General features: G+C 62.5%; 17 protein-coding genes and 1 pseudogene. 13 read left to right on the top strand and 5 right to left on the bottom strand.

Features of this window, described 5'->3' with window-relative positions; translation table 11 throughout:
* Positions 1 to 1,854 carry an ABC transporter ATP-binding protein gene (locus tag APH36_RS14620; RefSeq protein WP_060499209.1) on the bottom strand — a complete coding sequence of 618 codons (1,854 nt, stop codon included), beginning with the start codon at positions 1,852 to 1,854 and terminating at the stop codon, positions 1 to 3.
* A 469-nt stretch (positions 1,855 to 2,323) separates the two neighbouring features.
* Between APH36_RS14620 and dapA the strand changes: the two genes are divergently transcribed.
* The 10 genes from dapA (at position 2,324) to arsH (ending at position 11,247) form a co-directional block, all read left to right on the top strand.
* Positions 2,324 to 3,190, top strand: coding sequence for a 4-hydroxy-tetrahydrodipicolinate synthase (gene dapA, locus APH36_RS14610; RefSeq protein WP_060499208.1), 867 nt, complete (start codon positions 2,324 to 2,326; stop codon positions 3,188 to 3,190).
* A gap of 186 nt (positions 3,191 to 3,376) precedes the next feature.
* Positions 3,377 to 4,420, top strand: coding sequence for an aliphatic amidase (locus APH36_RS14605; protein ID WP_060499207.1), 1,044 nt, complete (start codon positions 3,377 to 3,379; stop codon positions 4,418 to 4,420).
* A gap of 54 nt (positions 4,421 to 4,474) precedes the next feature.
* Complete coding sequence (locus APH36_RS14600; RefSeq protein ID WP_060499206.1) at positions 4,475 to 5,596, top strand: AAA family ATPase; 1,122 nt, start codon at positions 4,475 to 4,477, stop codon at positions 5,594 to 5,596.
* A gap of 21 nt (positions 5,597 to 5,617) precedes the next feature.
* Complete coding sequence (locus APH36_RS14595) at positions 5,618 to 6,775, top strand: transporter substrate-binding domain-containing protein (protein ID WP_060499205.1); 1,158 nt, start codon at positions 5,618 to 5,620, stop codon at positions 6,773 to 6,775.
* Positions 6,772 to 7,356: an ANTAR domain-containing response regulator gene (locus APH36_RS14590; protein WP_060499204.1), complete on the top strand. Its 585-nt coding sequence runs from the start codon at positions 6,772 to 6,774 to the stop codon at positions 7,354 to 7,356. The genes APH36_RS14595 and APH36_RS14590 overlap by 4 nt, the downstream gene beginning before the upstream one ends.
* 12 nt (positions 7,357 to 7,368) lie before the next feature.
* The gene (locus tag APH36_RS14585) at positions 7,369 to 7,881 is read left to right on the top strand and encodes an AmiS/UreI family transporter (RefSeq protein WP_060499203.1); all 513 of its coding nucleotides are present in this window, start codon (positions 7,369 to 7,371) and stop codon (positions 7,879 to 7,881) included.
* 474 nt (positions 7,882 to 8,355) lie between these two features.
* Positions 8,356 to 8,712: a metalloregulator ArsR/SmtB family transcription factor gene (locus tag APH36_RS14580; protein WP_025753212.1), complete on the top strand. Its 357-nt coding sequence runs from the start codon at positions 8,356 to 8,358 to the stop codon at positions 8,710 to 8,712.
* 29 nt (positions 8,713 to 8,741) lie between these two features.
* Entirely contained in the window at positions 8,742 to 10,025 is a 1,284-nt protein-coding gene (locus tag APH36_RS14575) for an arsenic transporter (RefSeq protein WP_019099351.1), read from the top strand.
* A 14-nt stretch (positions 10,026 to 10,039) separates the two neighbouring features.
* Complete coding sequence (locus APH36_RS14570; RefSeq protein ID WP_023048558.1) at positions 10,040 to 10,510, top strand: arsenate reductase ArsC; 471 nt, start codon at positions 10,040 to 10,042, stop codon at positions 10,508 to 10,510.
* A gap of 23 nt (positions 10,511 to 10,533) precedes the next feature.
* Positions 10,534 to 11,247 (top strand): arsenical resistance protein ArsH, encoded by a 714-nt coding sequence (gene arsH / locus APH36_RS14565; RefSeq protein WP_023048559.1) that lies wholly within the window; start codon positions 10,534 to 10,536, stop codon positions 11,245 to 11,247.
* A 333-nt stretch (positions 11,248 to 11,580) separates the two neighbouring features.
* Here the strand turns inward: arsH and APH36_RS14560 are convergent.
* Together APH36_RS14560 and APH36_RS14555 are read right to left on the bottom strand one after the other, a co-directional pair.
* Positions 11,581 to 11,982 (bottom strand): annotated as a pseudogene (locus APH36_RS14560) (transposase); the annotation flags it as partial.
* A 291-nt stretch (positions 11,983 to 12,273) separates the two neighbouring features.
* The gene (locus tag APH36_RS14555) at positions 12,274 to 13,962 is read right to left on the bottom strand and encodes an NAD(P)H dependent flavin oxidoreductase family protein (RefSeq protein WP_060499292.1); all 1,689 of its coding nucleotides are present in this window, start codon (positions 13,960 to 13,962) and stop codon (positions 12,274 to 12,276) included.
* Positions 13,963 to 14,040: 78 nt separating this feature from the next.
* Here APH36_RS14555 and APH36_RS14550 point away from each other — a divergent pair, with 78 nt between their 5' ends.
* Positions 14,041 to 15,525 carry a PLP-dependent aminotransferase family protein gene (locus APH36_RS14550; RefSeq protein ID WP_060499201.1) on the top strand — a complete coding sequence of 495 codons (1,485 nt, stop codon included), beginning with the start codon at positions 14,041 to 14,043 and terminating at the stop codon, positions 15,523 to 15,525.
* Between the two features lie 4 nt (positions 15,526 to 15,529).
* Here APH36_RS14550 and APH36_RS14545 read toward each other — a convergent pair whose 3' ends face one another.
* On the bottom strand, positions 15,530 to 16,774 hold the full coding sequence (locus APH36_RS14545) for a DUF1835 domain-containing protein (protein WP_060499200.1): 1,245 nt from the start codon (positions 16,772 to 16,774) through the stop codon (positions 15,530 to 15,532).
* A 226-nt stretch (positions 16,775 to 17,000) separates the two neighbouring features.
* Between APH36_RS14545 and APH36_RS14540 the strand changes: the two genes are divergently transcribed.
* Together APH36_RS14540 and APH36_RS14535 are read left to right on the top strand one after the other, a co-directional pair.
* Positions 17,001 to 17,891, top strand: a complete 891-nt coding sequence (locus APH36_RS14540) for an alpha/beta fold hydrolase (protein ID WP_060499199.1) — start codon at positions 17,001 to 17,003, stop codon at positions 17,889 to 17,891.
* 140 nt (positions 17,892 to 18,031) lie between these two features.
* Positions 18,032 to 19,657 carry a methyl-accepting chemotaxis protein gene (locus APH36_RS14535; RefSeq protein ID WP_060499198.1) on the top strand — a complete coding sequence of 542 codons (1,626 nt, stop codon included), beginning with the start codon at positions 18,032 to 18,034 and terminating at the stop codon, positions 19,655 to 19,657.
* A gap of 77 nt (positions 19,658 to 19,734) precedes the next feature.
* On the opposite strand, the gene APH36_RS14530 is transcribed toward APH36_RS14535, so the two are convergent.
* Complete coding sequence (locus tag APH36_RS14530) at positions 19,735 to 20,961, bottom strand: MFS transporter (RefSeq protein ID WP_060499291.1); 1,227 nt, start codon at positions 20,959 to 20,961, stop codon at positions 19,735 to 19,737.
* Between the last annotated feature and the right edge of the window lie 26 nt (positions 20,962 to 20,987).

Raw genomic sequence — 20,987 nt, 5'->3', positions numbered from 1 at the left:
CTATTCCACCGCCTCGGCCACACCTTGGTCCTCACCCAGGAACCCGCCGCTCTGGTGTTGCCACAGCCGGGCATAGGTGCCCTGTTTCGCCAGCAACTCAGCGTGGGTACCTTGCTCGATGATGCGGCCTTCATCCATCACGATCAGCCGGTCCATGGCCGCGATCGTCGACAGCCGGTGGGCGATGGCGATGACGGTCTTGCCTTGCATCATTTCATCCAGGCTTTCCTGAATGGCAACTTCCACCTCCGAGTCCAGCGCGCTGGTGGCTTCGTCCAGCAGCAGGATCGGCGCGTTCTTCAGCATCACCCGGGCAATGGCGATGCGCTGGCGCTGGCCGCCGGACAACTTGATACCGCGTTCGCCCACCAAGGTGTCGTAGCCGCTGCGGCCCTGGCGGTCACTGAGCTGGCTGATGAACCCGTCGGCTTGAGCATTGGCAGCAGCAGCGCGTATCTGCGCCTCGGTGGCGTCCGGGCGGCCATAGGCGATGTTGTCGCGAATCGAACGGTGCAACAGCGAGGTGTCCTGTGTGACCATGCCGATGGCGCTGCGCAGGCTGTCCTGGGTGACCTTGGCGACGTCCTGCCCATCAATGCGTATGACGCCGCTGTCCACGTCATAGAAGCGCAGCAGCAGGTTGATCAAGGTGGATTTGCCTGCGCCAGAGCGGCCGACCAGCCCGACCTTTTCGCCTGGGCGAATGTGCAGGCTCAGGTCGTTCAGCACCTGGCGCTCGCCGTTGTAGTTGAAGCTGACCTTGTCGAACGTTACTGCGCCGCCCTGAGTCACCAGTTCGCCTGCATCGGTTGCATCCTGCACCTTGGGGCCGCGGGTGAGGGTAGCCATGCCGTCCTGCACGGTGCCGATGCTCTCGAACAACGAGGTCATCTGCCACATGATCCAGTGCGACATCCCGTTGATACGCAGGGCCATGGCGGTGATTGCCGCGACGGCACCGGTGCCGACCTGGCCTTGGTGCCACAGCCACAGTGCGTAGCCGCCGGCGCCGAAGATCAAGCCCACCACCAGCGCCTGGTTGACGATTTCGAACTGGCTGACCAGGCGCATCTGGCGAAAGCCGGTCTGCTTGAAGTCCTCCATGGCCGCGCGGGCGAAGTGCGCTTCGCGCCTGGAGTGCGAGAACAGCTTTACCGTCGTGATGTTGGTGTAGGCATCGGAAACCCGCCCGGTCATCGACGACCGCGCGTTGGCCTGTTCCTGCCCGACCTTGCCCAGGCGTGGCACGAAGTACAGCATGGCCAGCCCGAACAGCGCCAGCCAGGCAATGAACGGTAGCATCAGCTTCAGGGCAAAACCACCCGCCAGGGCGATGATTGCAATGAAGTACACGCCGATGCCGGGCAGTATTTCGATGACGGTGAACAGCACCTCGCGTACCGCCAAGGCTGTCTGCATCACCTTGGTGGTGACCCGGCCCGAAAACTCGTCAGAGAAGAACGACAAGCTCTGGCGCAGCATCAGCCGGTGAAAGTCCCAGCGCAACCGCAGCGGCAAGTTGATCGCCAGCACTTGGTGCTGAACCATGGTACGCAATGCCACCAGCCCGATACTGGCCACCAGGACGATTCCGATGCCCCACAGCACACGGCGTTCCTCAGCACCTACGGCGCCCCCGGCCTGCCAGTTCGAGAGCAGGTCGACCACCTGGCCGAGGAAGGCAAACAGCCAGGCTTCGTAAACCGACACCCCGGCACTGAGCAATGCAAGGGCAAGGATGTAGCCGCGAGCGCCCCGGGTGCAGGCCCACATGAAGCGCAGCAGGCCCACCGGGGGTGGCGGCACTTCGTCAGGGGGGAAGGGGTCGAGCCAGCGTTCAAAAACACGAAACATGTGGGTCTCCGCAAATCAGGTTTTGCTTACCGGGTAACCATACCGCACATCCAGGCATTCGCCTGCCGACATACCCTCTCCTCATCAAGTCATCGCCCCAAATGTCGCTGTATGCACGGTGAACGAAAGTTCAGGCTTCTGCACTGAGCCGGCTTCGAGCTTTGCGACGCTACAGCAAGGTCGAGGGTTGACACCGCGCGTGTCGCTCCACCATTATCCAGCCTAATTCGCGCAACGGGCTTCCCCCATGTCCATGTCCAACCACGCCATCTTCGCTTCGGGCTTCATTGCCCAGGCAGGCGCGTGCGTTGCCGTTGCCAAGAAATCCAAGAAACAGCCGCTCATCTGACCGAGGCGCGCTGTCTCGTCAGGTGGGCTGACGAGACAGAAGGCGCCAGGTATCCCTGCCAGACCACTTCGACTCTTCACCCTCTGACGCTGACTTTCGGTCAACATCAGGAGTTTTTGCATGTCGAATTTCCGTGGTATCTGGATCGCCCTCGTCACGCCAATGCGCGCCAATGAAATCGACTTTGCCGCCTTGGAAAAGCTGGTGAAGAAGCTGCTCGAGGACGGCGTGGCCGGGTTTGTGGTGTGCGGTACCACGGGTGAGGCGGCGGCACTGTCCAAGGCCGAGCAACTGGCGGTGCTGGATGCGGTGTTGGCCTGGGTGGAGCCGGGCAGGGTGGTGATGGGCCTTTCGGGTTACAACCTGCGTGAGCTGCTGGTCTTCCAGGCTGAAATTCAGCAGCGTGATATTGGCGGGCTGCTGGTCCCCGCACCGTGCTACATCCGCCCATCGCAGGCCGGCCTGGAAGCCTTCTTCGCTACCGTAGCCGATGCCGCCCGCGTGCCAGTGATCGTGTACGACATTCCCTATCGCACTGGGGTGCGCATCGAGCGTGAAACCCTGCGCCGTATCGTGCGCCACCCGCGCATTGCGGCCGTCAAGGATTGCGGCGGCGACAGCGAGACTACCCTGGCCCTGATCGAGGATGGCCATGCCCAGGTGCTGGCCGGTGAAGACCTGCAGATCTTCAACAACCTGTGCCTGGGGGGGGCCGGGGCCATTTCGGCCTCCGCACACGTGCGCGCCGACCTGTATGTGCGCATGCTGCAGCAGGTCGACAGCGGTGACTGGGTTGCCGCGCGTGGTACGTTCTTCCGGTTGCTGCCCTGGATCAAGCTGGCGTTTGCCGAGCCCAACCCGGCGGTGGTGAAGGCAGCGTTGCAGTTGCAAAACCTGATGGCAGACGAGCTGCGCGAACCGATGCAAGCATGCACGGATACAACCCGGGACAGGCTGCAACGCGTGCTGGGCTCACTCGGCGCCTGAAGAGGCAGCAGCTGTTGCCGGGTTGACAAGCCGCCACACCCGGCATATACCGTTGGTTGTCAGGAGCTGCGCATCAATGGCGATGCCGCTGCCTCCACCCCGAACCCCAAAGAGCAAATGAGCTCTCTCCGCATGCGGAGAGGGCTTTTTGTCGTCCCTGAAAAATAACAACAAGAGGTGTTCAACATGCGTCATGGTGATATTTCCAGCAGCAACGACACCGTCGGTGTGGCCGTGGTCAACTACAAGATGCCGCGCCTGCATACCCGCGATGAAGTGCTCGAAAACGCCAGGAAGATCGCCGACATCATTGTCGGCATGAAGCAGGGGTTGCCGGGCATGGACCTGGTGATTTTCCCGGAGTACAGCCTGCAGGGCATCATGTACGACCCGGCAGAAATGATGGAAACCGCCGTGGTCGTGCCCGGCGTGGAAACCGAAGTGTTCGCCCAGGCCTGCCGCAAGGCCAATGTCTGGGGCGTTTTCTCGCTGACCGGCGAGCGCCATGAAGAGCACCCGCGCAAGTCGCCCTACAACACCCTGGTGCTGATCGACAACAACGGCGAGATCGTGCAGAAGTACCGCAAGATCATCCCTTGGTGCCCGATCGAAGGCTGGTACCCGGGCGGCCAGACCTACGTTGCCGATGGCCCCAAGGGCCTGAAAGTCAGCATGATCATCTGCGATGACGGCAACTACCCGGAAATCTGGCGCGACTGCGCCATGAAAGGCGCCGAGCTGATCGTGCGATGCCAGGGCTACATGTACCCGGCCAAGGACCAGCAGGTGCTGATGGCCAAGGCCATGGCCTGGGCCAACAACTGCTACGTGGCAGTGGCCAACGCCGCCGGCTTCGATGGTGTGTATTCCTACTTCGGCCACTCGGCGATCATCGGCTTCGATGGCCGCACCCTGGGCGAGTGCGGTGAAGAGGAAATGGGCATTCAGTACGCCCAGCTGTCGATCTCGCAGATTCGCGATGCACGGCAAAACGACCAGTCGCAGAACCACCTGTACAAGATTCTGCACCGCGGTTACAGCGGCATGCATTTGTCCGGAGACGGTGACCGTGGCATCGCCGAATGCCCGTTCGACTTCTACCGCACCTGGGTGCTGGATGCCGAGAAGGCCCGCGAAAATGTCGAGGCCATTACCCGGCGCACCTCGGGGGTGGCGCAGTGCCCGGTTGGCAGCCTTCCTTACGACGCGAAGGAAAAGGAAGCCCGTTAAAGGGCGTGCCCGGCGTGCCTGCGGGCACGCTGTTTCACCGTTGAGGGGAAGACCATGCCGTTCTTGAACGACCTGCTGGAGCAGACGCGCCGCGACGCGTCCTCCAGCGCTGCACTGAATGCCGAAAACTGCCACACGCGGACAATCGTCGAAACCCACCTGCGTAGCGAAGACACCCTGCAGTCGCGATTCCGCTTCGACGTCGCCGCTATCATGCAGGTGTTACGCAGCGAAGTACTGGGCCAGGACGAAGCCCTGCAGGCCATCGAAGATGTGCTCACGGTGGTGCGTGCGGATATTCTCGACCCGCGCCGGCCATTGTTCACGGCGTTGTTCCTTGGCCCGACCGGGGTTGGCAAGACCGAGATCGTGCGCGCCCTGGCCCGCGCACTGCACGGTGATGCCGATGCCTTCTGCCGGGTCGACATGAACACGCTGGCCCAGGAGCATTACGCCGCTGCCCTGACCGGTGCGCCGCCGGGCTATGCTGGCGCCAAGGAGGGCCGCACGCTGTTCGACCAGGCGCTGCTGGACGGCAGCCAGGGGCGCCCGGGGATCGTGCTGTTCGATGAGCTGGAAAAGGCCAGCAAGGAGGTGTCCCAGGCGCTGCTCAATGTGTTCGACAATGGCCTGCTGCGCTTGGCTTCCGGGGAAAAGAGCTTCAATTTCCGCAATACCCTGGTGTTCATGACCAGCAACCTGGCGGCAGACGAAATACGCCAGCACCGGCTTGGCCCGCTGGTATCGCTGCGGCGTTTGCTGGGGCAGCGGGCAGGGCAACGGGAGCGTCTGCTGGCCCTTGTGCGGCGACGCCTGGTGAAGCGTTTTTCTGCCGAGTTCGTCAACCGCATCGACAGCACCGTGGTGTTCAACGCCATCGAACAGGCAGTGAGCGAGCGCATCGTCGAGCTTGAAGTGTCGCGCCTGAACCGGCGTCTGGCCAAGCATCACTGCCGCCTGCAACTGGATGCGGCAGTGGTCGGCAAGCTGGCCAGCGAAGGGCATGACGTGGAGTTCGGCGCCCGCGCACTCAAGCGATTCATCCGCCACGAACTGGAGGTGCCGCTGGCCGAGTACCTGCTCGGCAACCGCATCCCCTGCCGGGCCGAAGTGGCCTGCATCACGGTGGCCGGACACCTCGAACGCGGGCGTATCCGTTTTTCGGTGTCTACATGATGGCTGCAACAGGACAGTGTGATGAGTAGACAAGACAGGCAATTGAAGGTGGGCTTGCTGTTCGCCGAAAGCGGCGTTACCGCAGCCATCGAGCGCTCGCAGCGCTGCGGCGCGTTGCTGGCGGCAGAACAGGTGAACCGCGAAGGCGGTGTGCTTGGCCAGCCGGTGCTGACCCTGGTCGGTGACCCCGGGGGCGACCCGGACCGGTACCGCAACCTGTGCGACGACTATGTGCGCAACCACGGCGTGCGCCTGATGCTCGGCTGCTACATGTCGCATACCCGTAAAGCCGTGATGCCGGTGGTCGAGCGCGCGGATGGCTTGCTGTTCTATCCCACGCCTTACGAGGGGTTCGAGTACTCACCCAACATCATCTATGGCGGGCCGGCACCCAACCAGAACAGCGCGCCGCTGGCGGCTTACCTGACCCGCCATTATGGCGCCAGGGTCGCCTTCGTCGGCTCGGACTACATCTACCCCCGGGAAAGCAACCACGTCATGCGCCACCTGTACAAGCAGCATGGCGGCGAAGTGGTGGAGGAGGCTTACATGCCACTGTACCCCTCGGCCGATGACCTGGCCCAGGTGGTGGAGCGGGTGGTTCGCGCTGCCCCGGATGTGGTGTTCTCGACCGTGGTCGGTACGGGTACGGCAAGTTTCTATCAGGCATTGGCGCAGCGTTACGGTAATGGTCCTCGGCCGCCCATTGCCAGCCTGACCACCAGTGAGGCCGAAATCGCCGAGATGGGCGCCAAGGTGGCCTGTGGCAACATCGTCGTGGCGCCGTATTTCACCAGTGTCGACTCGCCACAAAGCCAAGCGTTCGTCAGCGCGTGTCGGGCGTTTTTCCCGGCTGATGTGCGCATCACTGCCTGGGCCGAGGCCGCCTACAGCCAGATGCGCATGTTGTGCCAGGCGGTGAATGCCACCGAAAGCCTTGAGGTGGAGGTGATCCGCAATCACCTGTACCACGCGAGCCTGGACAGCCCCCAGGGCAGGGTGCATGTGGAGCAGCAGAACAACCATTCGCACCTGTTCGCGCGCATAGGCGAGATCGATGCGAGCGGGCAGATCTGCATCAAATGGCAGTCGCCCGTGGCTATCCGCCCCGATCCCTATGTGGTGGTGCACAACCTCGATGACTGGACGGCGAGCATGGCGGGAGGCGGCCCCTCATGAGCACCACGAACATCCTGAATACGCTGCGTGAGCTGCATGTAGGCATTGTTTGCCCGCCCAGTGAAATCACCGATGCCCTGGTGTTGCAACTGATGCGCATCGGTTGTTCGGTAAAGCAGTACTGGCCACCGCCCAAGGCGTTCGACACCCACACCGACCTGGTGTTTTGCGGGGTGTTCGAAGGGCGCCACCATGGCGAACTGGGCAAGCTGCTGGCCCAGGGCGGGGTTCGCCTGACCGCTGTCGCGCTGGTGGAGTACGAAAGCCCGACCATCCTCTCGCAGATTCTGGAGCTGGGGTGCCATGGCGTGATCGTGCTGCCGCTGGACAGCCACAAGGTGCTGCCGGCGCTGGTGTGCGCCAGGAGCAATAGCGAAGCCCACGCCCGTTTGATGCAGAAGAACGCCCAGTTGCAGGAGCGCCTGGAACACCAAGCCGACATCAACAAGGCCAAGGTCCTGTTGATGGCGGCTCAGGGCTGGCAGGAGCCTGAAGCCCATGCCTACCTGTCGAAAGAGGCAATGAAACAGCGGTTGTCGATGTTGGAAATGGCAAGAAAAACCCTTAAACAATTCGAATGAGAAGAGGTTGCCATGTTGTACGGACTGGTTCTGCTGTATGTGGGTGCGGTGTTGTTCATCAACAGCATCTGGCTGATGGGGCGTATCACCGACCGTGAAGTGGCGGTGATCAACCTGTTTGTCGGCTTGCTCAGCCTATTGGTGGCGGTCTACCTGATTTTCGTGGTGGGCGCGGCCGAAGGCATCAAGGCGGGTGCCTTGACCATCCTGTTCGCCTTTACCTACCTGTGGGTGGCCGCCAACCAGTTGTTGCAGGTCGACGGCCGCGGCTTGGGCTGGTTCTGCCTGTTCGTCAGCGTGACGGCGCTGGTGGTGACGGTCAGCTCCATCCCGGGCGCCGAGGGCCTGATGAAGGTGTGGGATGTGCTGAACTGGGCCGCGTGGACGGTTTTGTGGTTCAGCTTTTTCCTGTTGTTGGCACTGGCCAGGAAAATCCAGCGGCTGGTGGCGGTGATGACCCTGGTATGCGCGATCTTCACCGCCTGGGTGCCTGGGCTGCTGATCCTGTGGCAGCAGATGGGCTAGGGGCAACACTATCGCCCTGAAACAGGGCCCGATTCCTGTAGGAGCGGGTAAACCCGCTACTACAGGTCTCAGCCTTCAGAGGCTGCCTCATGGCTGAGGTGCGACTCACGAGATTCACAACCCGAAGAAAACCGTTCCGCTGGGCATGGTGCATCTGGTGCTTGCGGGTACGGTGATGTCCCACCTTCGGGCTGCAAAAGGTCTTGGGTCGGCAAGCCCGCTGCAGTCAGATGCTCAGCCAGGCCTTGGATTTGATCGGTACCAAGCAACCGGACAGAGATATCAGGCTGGTTCATTGGAGAGTCTGGGGATGGTATCGACGGCCAGTATAGGGCCCAGAGCGCGGGCATTTTCCGGTTTTTATGACGTCCCGTAAGGCGAGTCGATTGTAAATATCTACTTTACCGTATATTCGAGTCGTCATATATTCGGTTTTGCAGATATTGGCCGTACACGCATTTCCCAGGAGGTCACATGCGGGAAACACTGACACCCCCCATCGTTTTCAAATGCCTGGCTGATGACACCCGGGCCCGGATGACCCTGCTGATCGCCCGTGAAGGCGAACTCTGTGTCTGCGAACTTACCCACGCGCTGGAACTGAGCCAGCCGAAGATCTCCCGGCACCTGGCTCAGTTGCGCGAGGCTGGAATCCTGATGGATCGCCGCAAGGGTCAGTGGGTGTACTACCGACTGCACCCCGAACTGCCGCAGTGGGTGGACGCGATACTGAAGGGCGTTGTCGAAGCCAACCAGGAATGGTTGAGCCCCGATGCATTGCGCCTTGCCGAAATGGGCGAGCGGCCGCAGAGCCCTGTTGCCTGTGCTTAAGACTTCCCTTCGCTGATTGAGTTGTAGCCATGCTGATCGCTTTTTTGATTTTCTTGGTGACGATCGTTCTCGTCATCTGGCAGCCCAAAGGCCTGGGCGTGGGCTGGAGCGCCGCACTGGGGGCCGTCGTGGCACTGCTGGCGGGCGTCGTGAGCCTGTCCGATATCCCCGTGGTCTGGCAGATCGTCTGGAACGCTACCGCCACTTTCATCGCCGTCATCATCATCAGCCTGCTGCTGGATGAGGCGGGGTTCTTCGAGTGGGCGGCATTGCACGTGGCCCGCTGGGGCAATGGCAGCAGCCGCAAGCTGTTCGCCTTCATCATCCTGCTGGGCGCCGCCGTCTCGGCGCTGTTCGCTAACGACGGTGCGGCACTGATCCTGACCCCGATCGTCATCGCCATGCTGCTGGCCCTGCGCTTCTCCCCGGCGGCGACGCTGGCATTCGTCATGGCGGCGGGCTTCATCGCCGATACCGCGAGCTTGCCGCTGGTGGTATCCAACCTGGTGAACATCGTTTCCGCCGACTACTTTGGCATTGGCTTCAGCGAGTACGCCTCGGTCATGGTGCCGGTGAACCTGGTCAGCATCGCCGCCACGTTGGGCATGCTGCTGTGGTTCTTCCGCAAGGACCTGCCGCGTACCTATGAACTCGACCAACTGAAGGCTCCCGAAGCCGCTATCCGCGACAAGGCGACGTTCGTTGCCGGCTGGTGGGTGCTTGCGCTGTTGCTGGTCGGCTTCTTCGCCATCGAGCCGCTGGGTGTACCGATCAGCGCCATCGCTGCTGCCTGTGCGCTGATCCTCTACCTGATCGCCGCGCGCGGGCACGTTATTTCTACCCGTAAGGTGCTCAAGGACGCGCCCTGGCAGGTCGTGGTGTTCTCACTTGGCATGTACCTCGTGGTCTATGGCCTGCGTAACGCCGGCCTCACCGAGTACCTGACGCAGATCCTCAATGTCTTCGCCGGCTACGGGATCTGGGGCGCATCCCTCGGGACGGGGTTGCTCGCCGCTGGCCTGTCGTCGGTCATGAACAATATGCCCACTGTGCTGGTAGGGGCCTTGTCGATCCATTCTGCCGAAGCCACCGGCATTGTGCGCGAGGCCATGATCTACGCCAACGTCATCGGCTGTGACCTCGGTCCGAAAATCACCCCCATCGGCAGCCTGGCCACCTTGCTGTGGCTGCACGTGCTGGCCCGCAAGAACATCGTCATCACCTGGGGTTACTACTTCCGCACCGGCATCGTCCTGACGCTGCCGATCCTGCTTGCCACCTTGGCCGCATTGGCCATCCGCCTGAGCTTTTGAACCGGAGATACCTGATGAAAGTCTTGTTCATGTGCACCCACAACAGCTGCCGCAGCATCCTGTCCGAGGCGCTGTTCAATCACCTGGCCCCCGAGGGTATGGAAGCTGTGAGCTCGGGCAGCTTTCCAAGCGGTAAGGTCAATGAGCGGGCACTGAATACCCTGGAAGCCGCCGGTATCCCCACCGCTGGTCTTTCAAGCAAGGCCTCGGATGCCTTCGAGAGCTCTCCTCCCGACATCGTTGTCACCGTGTGCGACCGTGCTGCCGGCGAGGCCTGCCCGATCTTCTTTGGCCCATCGCTCAAAGCCCACTGGGGCCTGGCCGACCCTTCGGCGGTCACCGGGAGTGAGGCAGAAATCGAAGAAGCCTTCCAGACAACACTTGCGAAGATCGATGAGCGCGTGCGCGCCTTCATTGCGCTGCCTTTCTCGCAACTGAGCCAGGACGAACTGAAAGCCGAGCTTGCCCGCATCGGCGCGCTTTAGGCCCTGGACCAATGGAGACCGAAATGAACGACCACCTGCCAAATGTCCAACCAGAACTGATTGATCTGCCGTCGCTGGAGCGGCTGGCGCCGAAGGATCCTTCCACACACAAACCGCGCATCCTGCTGCTTTACGGATCGACCCGCGAACGCTCATTCAGCCGCTTGATGGTCCAGGAAGCTGCGCGCCTGCTGGAAGAGTTCGGCGCCGAAACCCGTATTTTCGACCCTTCCGGCCTGCCGCTGCCGGATGACGCTCCGGACTCCCACGAGAAGGTGCTGGAACTCCGCGAGCTGATGCAGTGGTCCGAGGGCCAGGTGTGGTGCTCACCCGAGCGTCACGGCTCAATGAGTGCTGTCTTCAAGGCGCAGATCGATTGGGTACCGCTGGCCATGGGCGCCGTTCGCCCGACCCAGGGCAAGACCCTCGCCGTGATGCAGGTTTGCGGTGGCTCGCAGTCTTTTAACGTGGTGAACCAACTGCGTGTGCTTGGCCGCTGGATGCGTATGTTTACCATCCCGAACCAGTCGTCGGTGCCGAAAGCCTTCCTGGAGTTCGATGAGGCCGGGCGCATGAAGCCGTCTTCTTTCTACGATCGGCTGGTCGACGTGATGGAGGAATTGACCAAGTTCACGCTGCTGCTGCGTGATCGCCAGGATTATTTGGTAGATCGCTACTCCGAGCGCAAAGAGTCGGCGGAAGAACTATCCAAGAGAGTCAATATCCGGTCTATTTGAGGTCATGAGCATGTCGTATTCTTACTCATTGAAATCGTTGCCCCATACTCCGGGTGAACTGATTTTTACGCCTTGTCCGGGCACGCCGTGGCGATGGTTACCCTGATGTCGGATACAGAGCTGAATCGCCGATGGTTCCGTAGACACGTCGAACGGCTGCTGTGGGTCCAGGCTGTGTGAAAACGCAAGTAAGTACGTCGAGGAGCGAAAGAAGCTGGGTCAGCCTGTAAATTCAGCAGATCTAAGTGCAGGTCTCACTCAGTCGGGCGCCAGGCGCTGCCTGTGCTATCTGGGCCGCGGCAGCGGCCCAGATAGCCGTATACGGACGCATTAAACGCTTGGGGAGAAAAGATTGAGGTTGCGGCAAAGCACTACGAATTGCCGGCAGACGCTGCGAATGGCTTTGCCGTTGTCTCGGCGAAAGTCGGCAATCGTTTTGAAGTCAGGCGCCAACCGGCCCGCTAACCACATCAGCTCGACATTGCGCGCTGCCTCGCGTTCAAGCCGGCGGCTGGACTGAATCCGATTGAGGTAGCCATAGATGTAGATTTTTAGCAGGACTGCTGGATGGTAGGCCGGACGACCCGTTGCAGCCGGATCGACACCCTCGAACCCGAGTTCATCGACGAAAACGTCGACCACCCGAACTGGGTTTTCTTCGGTGATGTAATCATCCAGGCACTCCGGCAGCAGCGTGACTTGCGTCCGGGCTTCACCTTCAATGAACCGTTTCATGATCGTCCCCGCCACGATCTCGACGATCAGAAGGTTAGACAATCGCAGGTGTTTTCACACAGCCTGGGTCGAAAGCAGCCGTTCACGCGTGTCCGCTTTCGCCCTTGGCAGGCATAGCGTTCGCTGCTGATTTGGGCACTTCAGTAGGTCTAAACCCATCAGAGCCAACAACCCTTGAGATTCCGCCTTGCGTTGGCGCAGACTCGATCAGCCCGGTCATGGCTTGGGCCACAGGCATGCCGAAGGGGTTGCGCGCCTGATTGACGCGCACCTCGCGTCCTGACGGTCGTTTCAAGCTGTGGTCGCCACGACAGGCCTGGCCTCGCCAATCAGGATGTCTTCAAAAAACGCCCCGACGGGTTCGGTAGGGTGGCACAGCTGTATTTCCAGTACCCATACCACCTCGCTAGGGACGATCTCTACCTCGGCCAGTTTGTCCTGCCCATACAGCACATGGGGGAAATCGGCGATGCGGTGCCCGGCCAAGTTGCGCTCGAGCTGCCAGCCTTTGGCCTGGGCACTGCGTTCGGCGAAGTCATACAGTTCGCGCCCGGTCAGCCCAAGGCCCCAGGCCTGACGGGTTTCGTCGAACACCTCATGCAATGCCTTGACGCAGGCGTGGTGCAGTTCGTGCTGGCCGAACACGAAGGTGTCGCCATAGTCACCTTCGTAACCATCCCAGACCGGGCCGACGTCGACCACGACGATATCCGTGGTACGTAATACGCGTTGCAGATCAATACCTTGCCGTGGGGTACGCACGGTGTCATCGCCGAAGCGGATGTAGGTGGGGTGCCAGGTGTGCGACGCACCCATCGCCTGCAGGGTTTGCGCGGCCATTTCAAGCGCCTGTGCAGTGGTCATGCCGACCTGCAGTTGGCTGGCTATCGCGGCCACGGACCGTACCGACTGCTCGCGGGCTGCGAGCATGCCGTCCAGCGAATAGCGCGGGCCGACCTTTTCCAGCTCCGGGTGCAGTGTGCTGGCCGATGAGGCCTGCGCTGCCGGTGCGCCACTGGCGACAAAGGCTTCGGCGACAAAACGATGGGGGTGTACGCCTGCCGCAATGCAGTGTTCGCGGGCCTGGCTGATCATTGTGGCATTGCCGCAGGCGTAGACCTGGGTATCGTCCCAGCGATGCGGGTGGGCCAGCGCCGCCTGCTGCACTCGCGCCTGGTCCGAGTGTACCGGGTGCCAGCGAAAGCGTGGGTGCGCATGGCTGGCCTGTTCGAGAAACTCATGGTCGTAGAAGTCCGCTTGCGATGAACCGCCCCAATACAACGTGACCTCGGCATCGCGGGCCAAGGCAGTCAGCAGCAAGGGCTTGATGCCGGCATAACCTGTGCCGGTGGCGAGCAGCACCAACGGGCGTTGGTCCTCGTGTTGCCAGGTGCAGGCACCCAGTGGGCCTTCGAGCGTTACTGAAGCACCTGCTTGCAGGGTGGGCAACACGCCTTCGGTGAACAGGCCACCGCTGACCTTGCGAATGTGAAACACCAGTTGCCCCTGTTCCTGGGCTGGCAGGTTGGCAATGGAGAAACAGCGGCTGTCGCCATTGCCCAGCTGGAACCGCACATACTGGCCGGCCCGAACATCCAGTGGCTGGGCAGGCTGCAGCACGAGCTCGACGATATCCGTGCTCAGCGCGCGCCGGTCAACCACTTGGGCGCGGACTTCCAGTGCCGGGGTATCCAGTGACCAGCCGGGTATCTCCAGGCACATGTCGCTGCAGGCGTGGCTCTGACACAGCAGCATCTCGTCGGCAGCCAGGGGATAGGAGGGGGCCGGTGTGTCCGCATCTCGCTGCTTGTCGTGATACTGCCCCGACACCACCTTGACCTTGCACGAGCCACAGGCGCCACGGCGGCAGGAGAAGGGTACCGGCAAGCCGCTGGCGAGCATGGCATCGAGCAGCAACTCGTGGCTGGCTTCGAAGGTTTTGCCCGAGGGCGACAATTCAATGACGTGGCGGCTTTGCATGAACACCTCGGCTCAAATGGAGCTTTGATTGTTGCTATAGTCCAGGACCAGCAGAACCTCCAGATTTGGATAATTTACATGGTCCAGCTTCGTAAATGGCAGCCGCTGCTCAAACTCGACGGGGCGCAAGCTTCGTACCGGCAGATTGTCGAGGGCTTGGTGGCCGCGATCAGTGAGGGTCGCCTGCGCCCTGGCACGCCCTTGCCGGGCACGCGGGAGATGGCGCAATTGCTGAACGTCAACCGCAAGACGGTGATCCTGGCCTATGAGGAAGCCGAAACCAAAGGCTGGCTACAAAGCGTGCAGCGCCGGGGCACCTTTGTCAGCCAGCAGCTGGCGGCCAGTGCGCGGGCCGAACCGGATGCCACCCGGCGCTTTGCCCTGGCGCTGCCCGAGGAACCCGCTGTTGCCTACTTTGCGGCGAACGAGCAGGCCGCCGCGCAGCAGGGGCGCCCAGGTGCGTTGTTTTTCGACAACGGTGCCTGTGACCACCGCCTGCTGCCGCAGGCTGTACTGCACCGCTATTACCGCAATGCCTTGCGCAGCAGTTTCATCAGCAACAGCGTGCGCCACGGCAGTGAATGCAGCAGCCGCTACCTGCGCAGCGCCCTGGCTGACATGCTGCGGCACAATCGCAGCCTGAACGTTGGCGCCGAGCATATCTGCCTGACACAGGGGGTGCAGATGTCGTTGTCGCTGGTGGCCAGCGTGTTGCTCAAGCCGGGTGATGTTGTGCTGGTCGAGCGCCTGAGTTATCCGCCTGCGTGGGAAATCTTCCGTCAGCTGGGTGCCCGGCTGGTCACCGTGGAACTGGACCATGAAGGCTGCCGGGTGGATCAGCTCGATGCCCTGTGCCGGCAGCACAAGGTACGGATGATGTACATCACGCCTCATCACCAGTTCCCCACCACGGTCAGCCTGCCGGCCGGGCGCCGGCAGCAGTTGCTGGAGCTGGCGCGCCAGCACGACTTTTGCGTGGTCGAGGAAGACTACGACTACGAATACCACTTCTCCGGGCGGCCCTACCTGCCTTTGGCCAGCGACCGCCAGCAGCGGCATGTGATCTACATCGGCACGATGTCCAAGCCCTTGGGCAGTACGTTTCGCTGCAGTTACATCGTGGCGCCCGTGGAGGTGATTGCCGTGCTGGAGCGCCGAGCGACGCTGACCTTGGGGCAGGGCGATGCGGTGATGCAGCGCATGCTGGCGGATTTGATTAATGAGGGCGAGCTGAAGAAGCACTTGCGCCGGGTCAACCGCGAGTACCGACGCCGCCGGGAGACCCTGTTGGCGTGCTTGCACGAAGCGTTTGGCGAGCACATTTGCGTACAGGAGCCGGAAGGGGGCCTGGCGCTGTGGGTGCGCTTTGCCGACGCAATCAATGTGGATGAGTTGGTCGAGAAAGCGCTGGAGCTGGACCTGGTGGTGCGCAGTGGGCGGCAGTTCTCCCCGTTTGGCCATGCCGAGAACGCCCTACGCCTGGGGTTTGCTTCGCTGGATGTGGATGAGATCCGGCTGGCCACGCAACGGTTGGCGCAGGCCGCCCAGCGGCCCCCTTGCTGAACCGCTATCGACGCCGCCACACCTCGCCTTGCTCGCTGACCACCCAAGGCCTGTCCGCCGCGTCGATCAGCACCCCGCCAACCCAACGCGGTGCGGGGTGGCAATCGAGCCAGTGGACCTTCCCGGCAAGCACCTGTTCGGCGAGCGGGGTCAGCTGCAACCGCCGCTGTGCCCAGGCCTCTCCAGGACCTTCCAGCAGTAATGGCTGCGGCCCATGGATCAGGGGCTGCAGCAGGACGTGGAACATCATGTCGCCCAAGTAAGGCAGGGGATCATCCTGCATCATCAACTGGCCAAACACGCGCCCGGCCGCCATCTCGCCGCGTGACGCCAGTGCACGCAGCAGCAGGCGTTCGGTAAGGCTCAAACCATCGATCGCTCCCGGCAGCTCTTGCAGCTGGCGCGCCAGTGCCCGACCCAGCAATGGCAAGGCCGTATGTTGGCGGCCAGCCAGGCGTGCCCAGGCCTGTGGATCAGGTGCGGTGTAGGCCGCCCATGCCTGGCGCGCCAGGGCCAGTGCATCCTCGCCCAGTGCGCGACGTTGTGGCCACAGCCAGGCCAGCAGGTCGGGGGCCAGTTGGCCGATGCCGATGAAGCGCTCGATACCGGGCACCTGGTCAATTTCGATCAGCTCCAGCCGACGGGGCAGGCCGGGCAGGCTGGCGAGCACGCGAATCAGGAACAGTTGGTCGTAGGCGTCGGCCTCGCACCACAACACGAGCTGGCTGTCGTGGCTCAGCCCGGCCAATGCATTGCGCTGTACCGCCTGGCGCTGCTCAAGGTCTTGTGGGGTCAGCTTGAACGCCTGCTGCACGTAGGCACCACGCACCTGCCAGTACTGTGCCTCGGGCAATGCCGGTACCGGCCCCATGACCATCGGGTCTTCGAACATCTGGAAGGCGCCGGTAAACCCGGCGGTGCGCAAGCTGTGGGCGATGTCGTTGCCACAGCGCCAATGCTGTACGGCAGCCTCGTCATCCGCAGTAAAACCGGGATGGCGCGCGGCGAACGCCACGGCATCGGCATGGGCCTTGAGCCTGGGCCAGCTGGCAAATCCGGCCTCGCGGGCGACCAGCCATTGGGTGTCGGCAAGCCGGTAGTCGGGGCCGGGCAGGCCAAGCGTGCGCAATTGCTCGCGGGTGTCGTCGGCTTCGTGGTTTTTCAGTGCAGTCAGCAAGCGCTTGGCGCGTTTGCGCAAGGCAGGCAGGTCGAGCAGGCCGTGGTGGCGAGATGCATTGATGGCGGGCATGCCAACTCCTTTGGGGCTCGGTCCGCCGACAAGCCGGGAGCTGGTACGAAAATGTAGGGGTGTATGGCTCGGGCAACCCCTTCGCGCGGACCGCAGGCGCAGCCGGCGCCCAGGCCCCGACTTTAACGGTGTAGCGCACCGGGTTGCAAACGATAGTTTACCCATGCCGCGTGGCACGCCTTATAGTGGCGGGCTTTTCCAGGTTCAAGTCAAAGGAATGGCCACTATGCGTGTACGAACCCTGCTTGCGGCAATCGGTGCCAGCGTTGCCCTGTCTTCGGCGTTAGCCGCACCAGGCCAGCCAGTGCCTACGGCTGATGAACGCATTTCTGTGCAGGTCGAGGGCGCCGGGCCAGACGTTATCCTGATACCTGGGCTGGCCTCATCGCGTGAGGTATGGGCAGGGCTCGCCAGTGTGCTGCGCCAGCAGCACCGCCTGCATCTGGTGCAGGTTGCAGGTTTTGCCGGCGCGCCTGCCGTGCCCGCTGCGCAGGGGCGTGTGGCAGCTCCCGTGGCCGAGGCAGTCGCAGGCTATATCCGCAGCCAGCACCTGGAGGCACCGGCCATCATTGGCCATTCGCTGGGCGGCGAGGTTGCGCTGATGCTCGGCGCGCGTCACCCTGAGCAGGTGGGGCGGCTGATGGTGGTCGACGCGCTGCCGTTCTACACGTTATTGATCGATCCGGCGGCAACCGCTGAAACCGCAGCATCACAGGCTGGCGCCTTGCGCGAGGCGATGTTGGCGGCACCGGCAGCGCAGGCCGAAACGATGCAGCGGGCAGCCATCGACCGGTTAGCCAAGACCGCAGCGGCCAGGCCGGCACTGGTTGATGCAGCGCTGCGCTCGGACCGCGAGACGGTAGCCGATGCCACCCATGAACTGATGATCACCGACTTGCGCCCGGAACTTGGCCGTATCCAGGCGCCGGTAGAGGTCGTGTATGCCTATGACCCGCTGTATGGCATACCTGCGGCCAGTGTCGATGCAACCTTCGCTAATGCCTATGCCGGCACGCGGGGCATCAGTTTCAAGCGGATCGACGGCAGCTTCCACTTCGTCATGCTGGATCAACCCCAGGCGTTCGCTGAGGCTGTGGTCGACTTCCTCGGGCGTTGAGGCTGGTCTCTTCGTAATCTGTTCGGTTACCGCCCATAACCGCCTCCAGGCACCTCAAGCCTGCGCCGGCACCTCCGATAGCAGCACACCCACCGTCGAATCATCGACCAGAAGTGGTGCCAACCAGGAGTACTGCCCGCATGCTTGCCAACCTGAAGATACGTACCGGAATGTTCTGGGTATTGTCGCTGTTCAGCCTGACCTTGCTGTTTTCTACCGTGAGCGCCTGGTGGGCAGCGGTGGGCAGTGACCAGCAGATCACCGAACTGGACCAGACCGCACACCAGTCGGACCGGTTGAACAATGCGTTGCTCATGGCGATTCGTTCCAGTGCCAATGTGTCCTCGGGCTTCATCGAGCAGCTGGGTGGCCATGACGAGAGTGCAGGCAAGCGCATGGCGCTGTCGGTCGAGCTGAACGACAAGAGCCAGAAGCTGGTCGACGCGTTTGTCGAAAACGCTCGCGAGCCGGCCCTTCGCGCGTTGGCAACCGAGTTGCAGTCTACCTTTGCCGAGTACGCCAAGGCAGTGGCGGGGCAGCGGGAAGCGACCCGCCAGCGTTCGCTGGAGCAGTACTTCAAGGTCAACAGCGACGCCGGCAATGCCATGGGCCGGTTGCAAGCGTTACGTCAGCAACTGGTGGGCGCACTGAGTGAACGTGGCCAGCAGATCATGCTTGAGTCCGATCGGCGCTTGGCTCGTGCGCAATGGTTGAGTCTGGGCCTACTGGGTGTGACCTTGCTGTTGGCGGTGCTGTGCTGGGCCTTCATTGCCCAGCGGGTACTGCACCCGTTGCGTGAAGCCGGTCGGCATTTCCAGCGCATTGCCGGTGGCGACCTGAGCGTGCCGGTGCAAGGGCAGGGCAATAACGAGATCGGCCAGCTGTTCCATGAACTGCAACGCATGCAGCAGAGCCAGCGCGATACCCTTGGGCAAATCGACCACTGCGCCCGGCAGCTGGACGCTGCTGCCACGGCATTGAACGCGGTCACCGAGGAAAGCGCCAACAACCTGCGCCAGCAGGGGCAAGAGCTGGAGCAGGCCGCTACCGCCGTGACCGAAATGACCACGGCTGTGGAGGAGGTTGCACGTAATGCCATCACCACTTCGCAGACCACCAGTGAGTCCAACCAGCTGGCCGCACAAAGCCGTCGTCAGGTCAGCGACAACATCGACGGCACCGAGGCCATGACCCGCGAGATCCAGACCAGCAGTGCGCACCTTGAGCAGTTGGTCGGGCAGGTACGGGATATCGGCAAGGTGCTGGAGGTGATCCGCTCGGTGTCCGAGCAAACCAACCTGCTGGCGCTTAATGCGGCCATCGAGGCTGCCCGCGCAGGTGAGGCCGGCCGTGGCTTCGCTGTGGTGGCGGATGAAGTGCGCACGTTGGCCTACCGCACACAACAGTCGACCCAGGAAATCGAGCAGATGATCGGCCGCGTGCAGGCGGGCACCGAGGCCGCAGTGGCTTCGATGCAGGCCAGCACCAACCGTGCCCAGTCGACGCTGGACGTGACCATGGCCTCAGGGCAGGTGCTGGAGGGCATCTACAGTGCGATCGGCGAAATCAACGAGCGCAACCTGGTCATTGCCAGTGCGGCCGAAGAGCAGGCCCAGGTGGCGCGGGAGGTGGACCGTAACTTGCTGAACATCCGTGAGCTGTCGAACCACTCGGCGGCGGGCGCACAGCAAACCAGCGAAGCGAGCAAGGCGTTGTCGGGGTTGGTCGGGCAGATGACAGCGCTGGCGGGTAGGTTCAGGTTATGACGGTCAGTGCAGGGAGCGCCTGTATGCAGACGCAGGCTTACCCGCGAGGGGCTGCACAGCAGCCCCGGCACTACAACTCAGCCTGGCTGCGCCGCCAGGCTGTTGCTGACGTTGCGGCCCAGCACCAACACCGTGACAAAGCCGCAGCCTACCAGCGCCGTAGCCAGGCTCAGCAGCACCGCTGTGCCCATGTGGTCGACCACCTGGCCGCCGAAGAACGAGCCCACGGCAATGATCACCTGGAACATGGCCACGAACAGCGGCATGCCACGCTCGACATCCTTGGGGGCTACGACAAACATCCAGATGTTGGCGCAGGCCGGGAACGCACCGAAGGCGAAGCCCCACAATGCAATCAGCATCGCGGCGCCGGTCATGCCGGTGGCGAAGTGCGGGAACAGGGCTGTGCTGACGGCGATCATCAGCGCGACCAGCATCAGGGTATGCCGCACGCTGCGGTTGGCTGCAAAGCCGGCGAAGATGTTACCCATGAAGCCGGCCACACCATACAGCAGCAACAAGGAGCCGATCGTAGGCCCGTCGAAGCCGGCATTCTGTTTGAAGAACGGTGCAACGTAAGTGTATGCGGCAAAGTGCGCCAGGCCAATCAGCAACACGGCGATCAGGCCGACCCGCGCTTGCGGGTTGATGAACAGCGCCGGCAGGTCACTGATGCGAATGGCCTTTTCCGGCATCAGCCGCGGCAGCAGGAACATTTGCGCCAGCAGCACGGGCACGCCCACCAGCGCAGTCACCAGGAAGGTCATGCGCCAGCCCATCAGGCCACTCAGCCAGGTGCCCACGGGTACACCCACGACGGTTGCCAGGGTTACGCCAGCCATGATGATGGAGTTGGCCTTGGCCACGCCCATGCCGTCAGGTGCCAGTCGGCCGCTGAGGGCGATGGCGGTCGCCCAGAAACCACCAATGCTGACGCCCAGCAGCACACGGCCGACCAACAACAGGTTGAAGTCGCCGGCATAGGCCACGGTCGCGTTGGCGATGATCATGATCAGCGTCAGGCCGGTCAGCAGGTAGCGCCGGTCCAGCGCACCCACGCCGACGGAAATCAAGGGTGCGGCCAATGCGGCCATGATGCCGGGCAGGGTCACCATCAGGCCGGCAAGGCCGGCACTGATGCCCAGGTCGCTGGCCACATCGTTGAGCACCCCCACCGGGAGGAACTCACTGGTGACCAGGGCGAAGGCACCCACGGCGACCGAGAGGATTGCCAGCCATTGCTGCAGGACACTCTGTTGACTATGTTCGGGAAGGCCGCGAGGGGCCTGGCGGTTGCTTGGCATGGGGTTCGGTTCCATGAGGGATATCG

Origin of the sequence: Pseudomonas sp. NBRC 111133 (genome assembly GCF_001320605.1) — a bacterium.
GTDB lineage: Bacteria > Pseudomonadota > Gammaproteobacteria > Pseudomonadales > Pseudomonadaceae > Aquipseudomonas > Aquipseudomonas monteilii.
The sequence above is the reverse complement of the archived record's forward strand: the minus strand, read 5'-3'. Positions and strand labels throughout refer to the sequence as shown.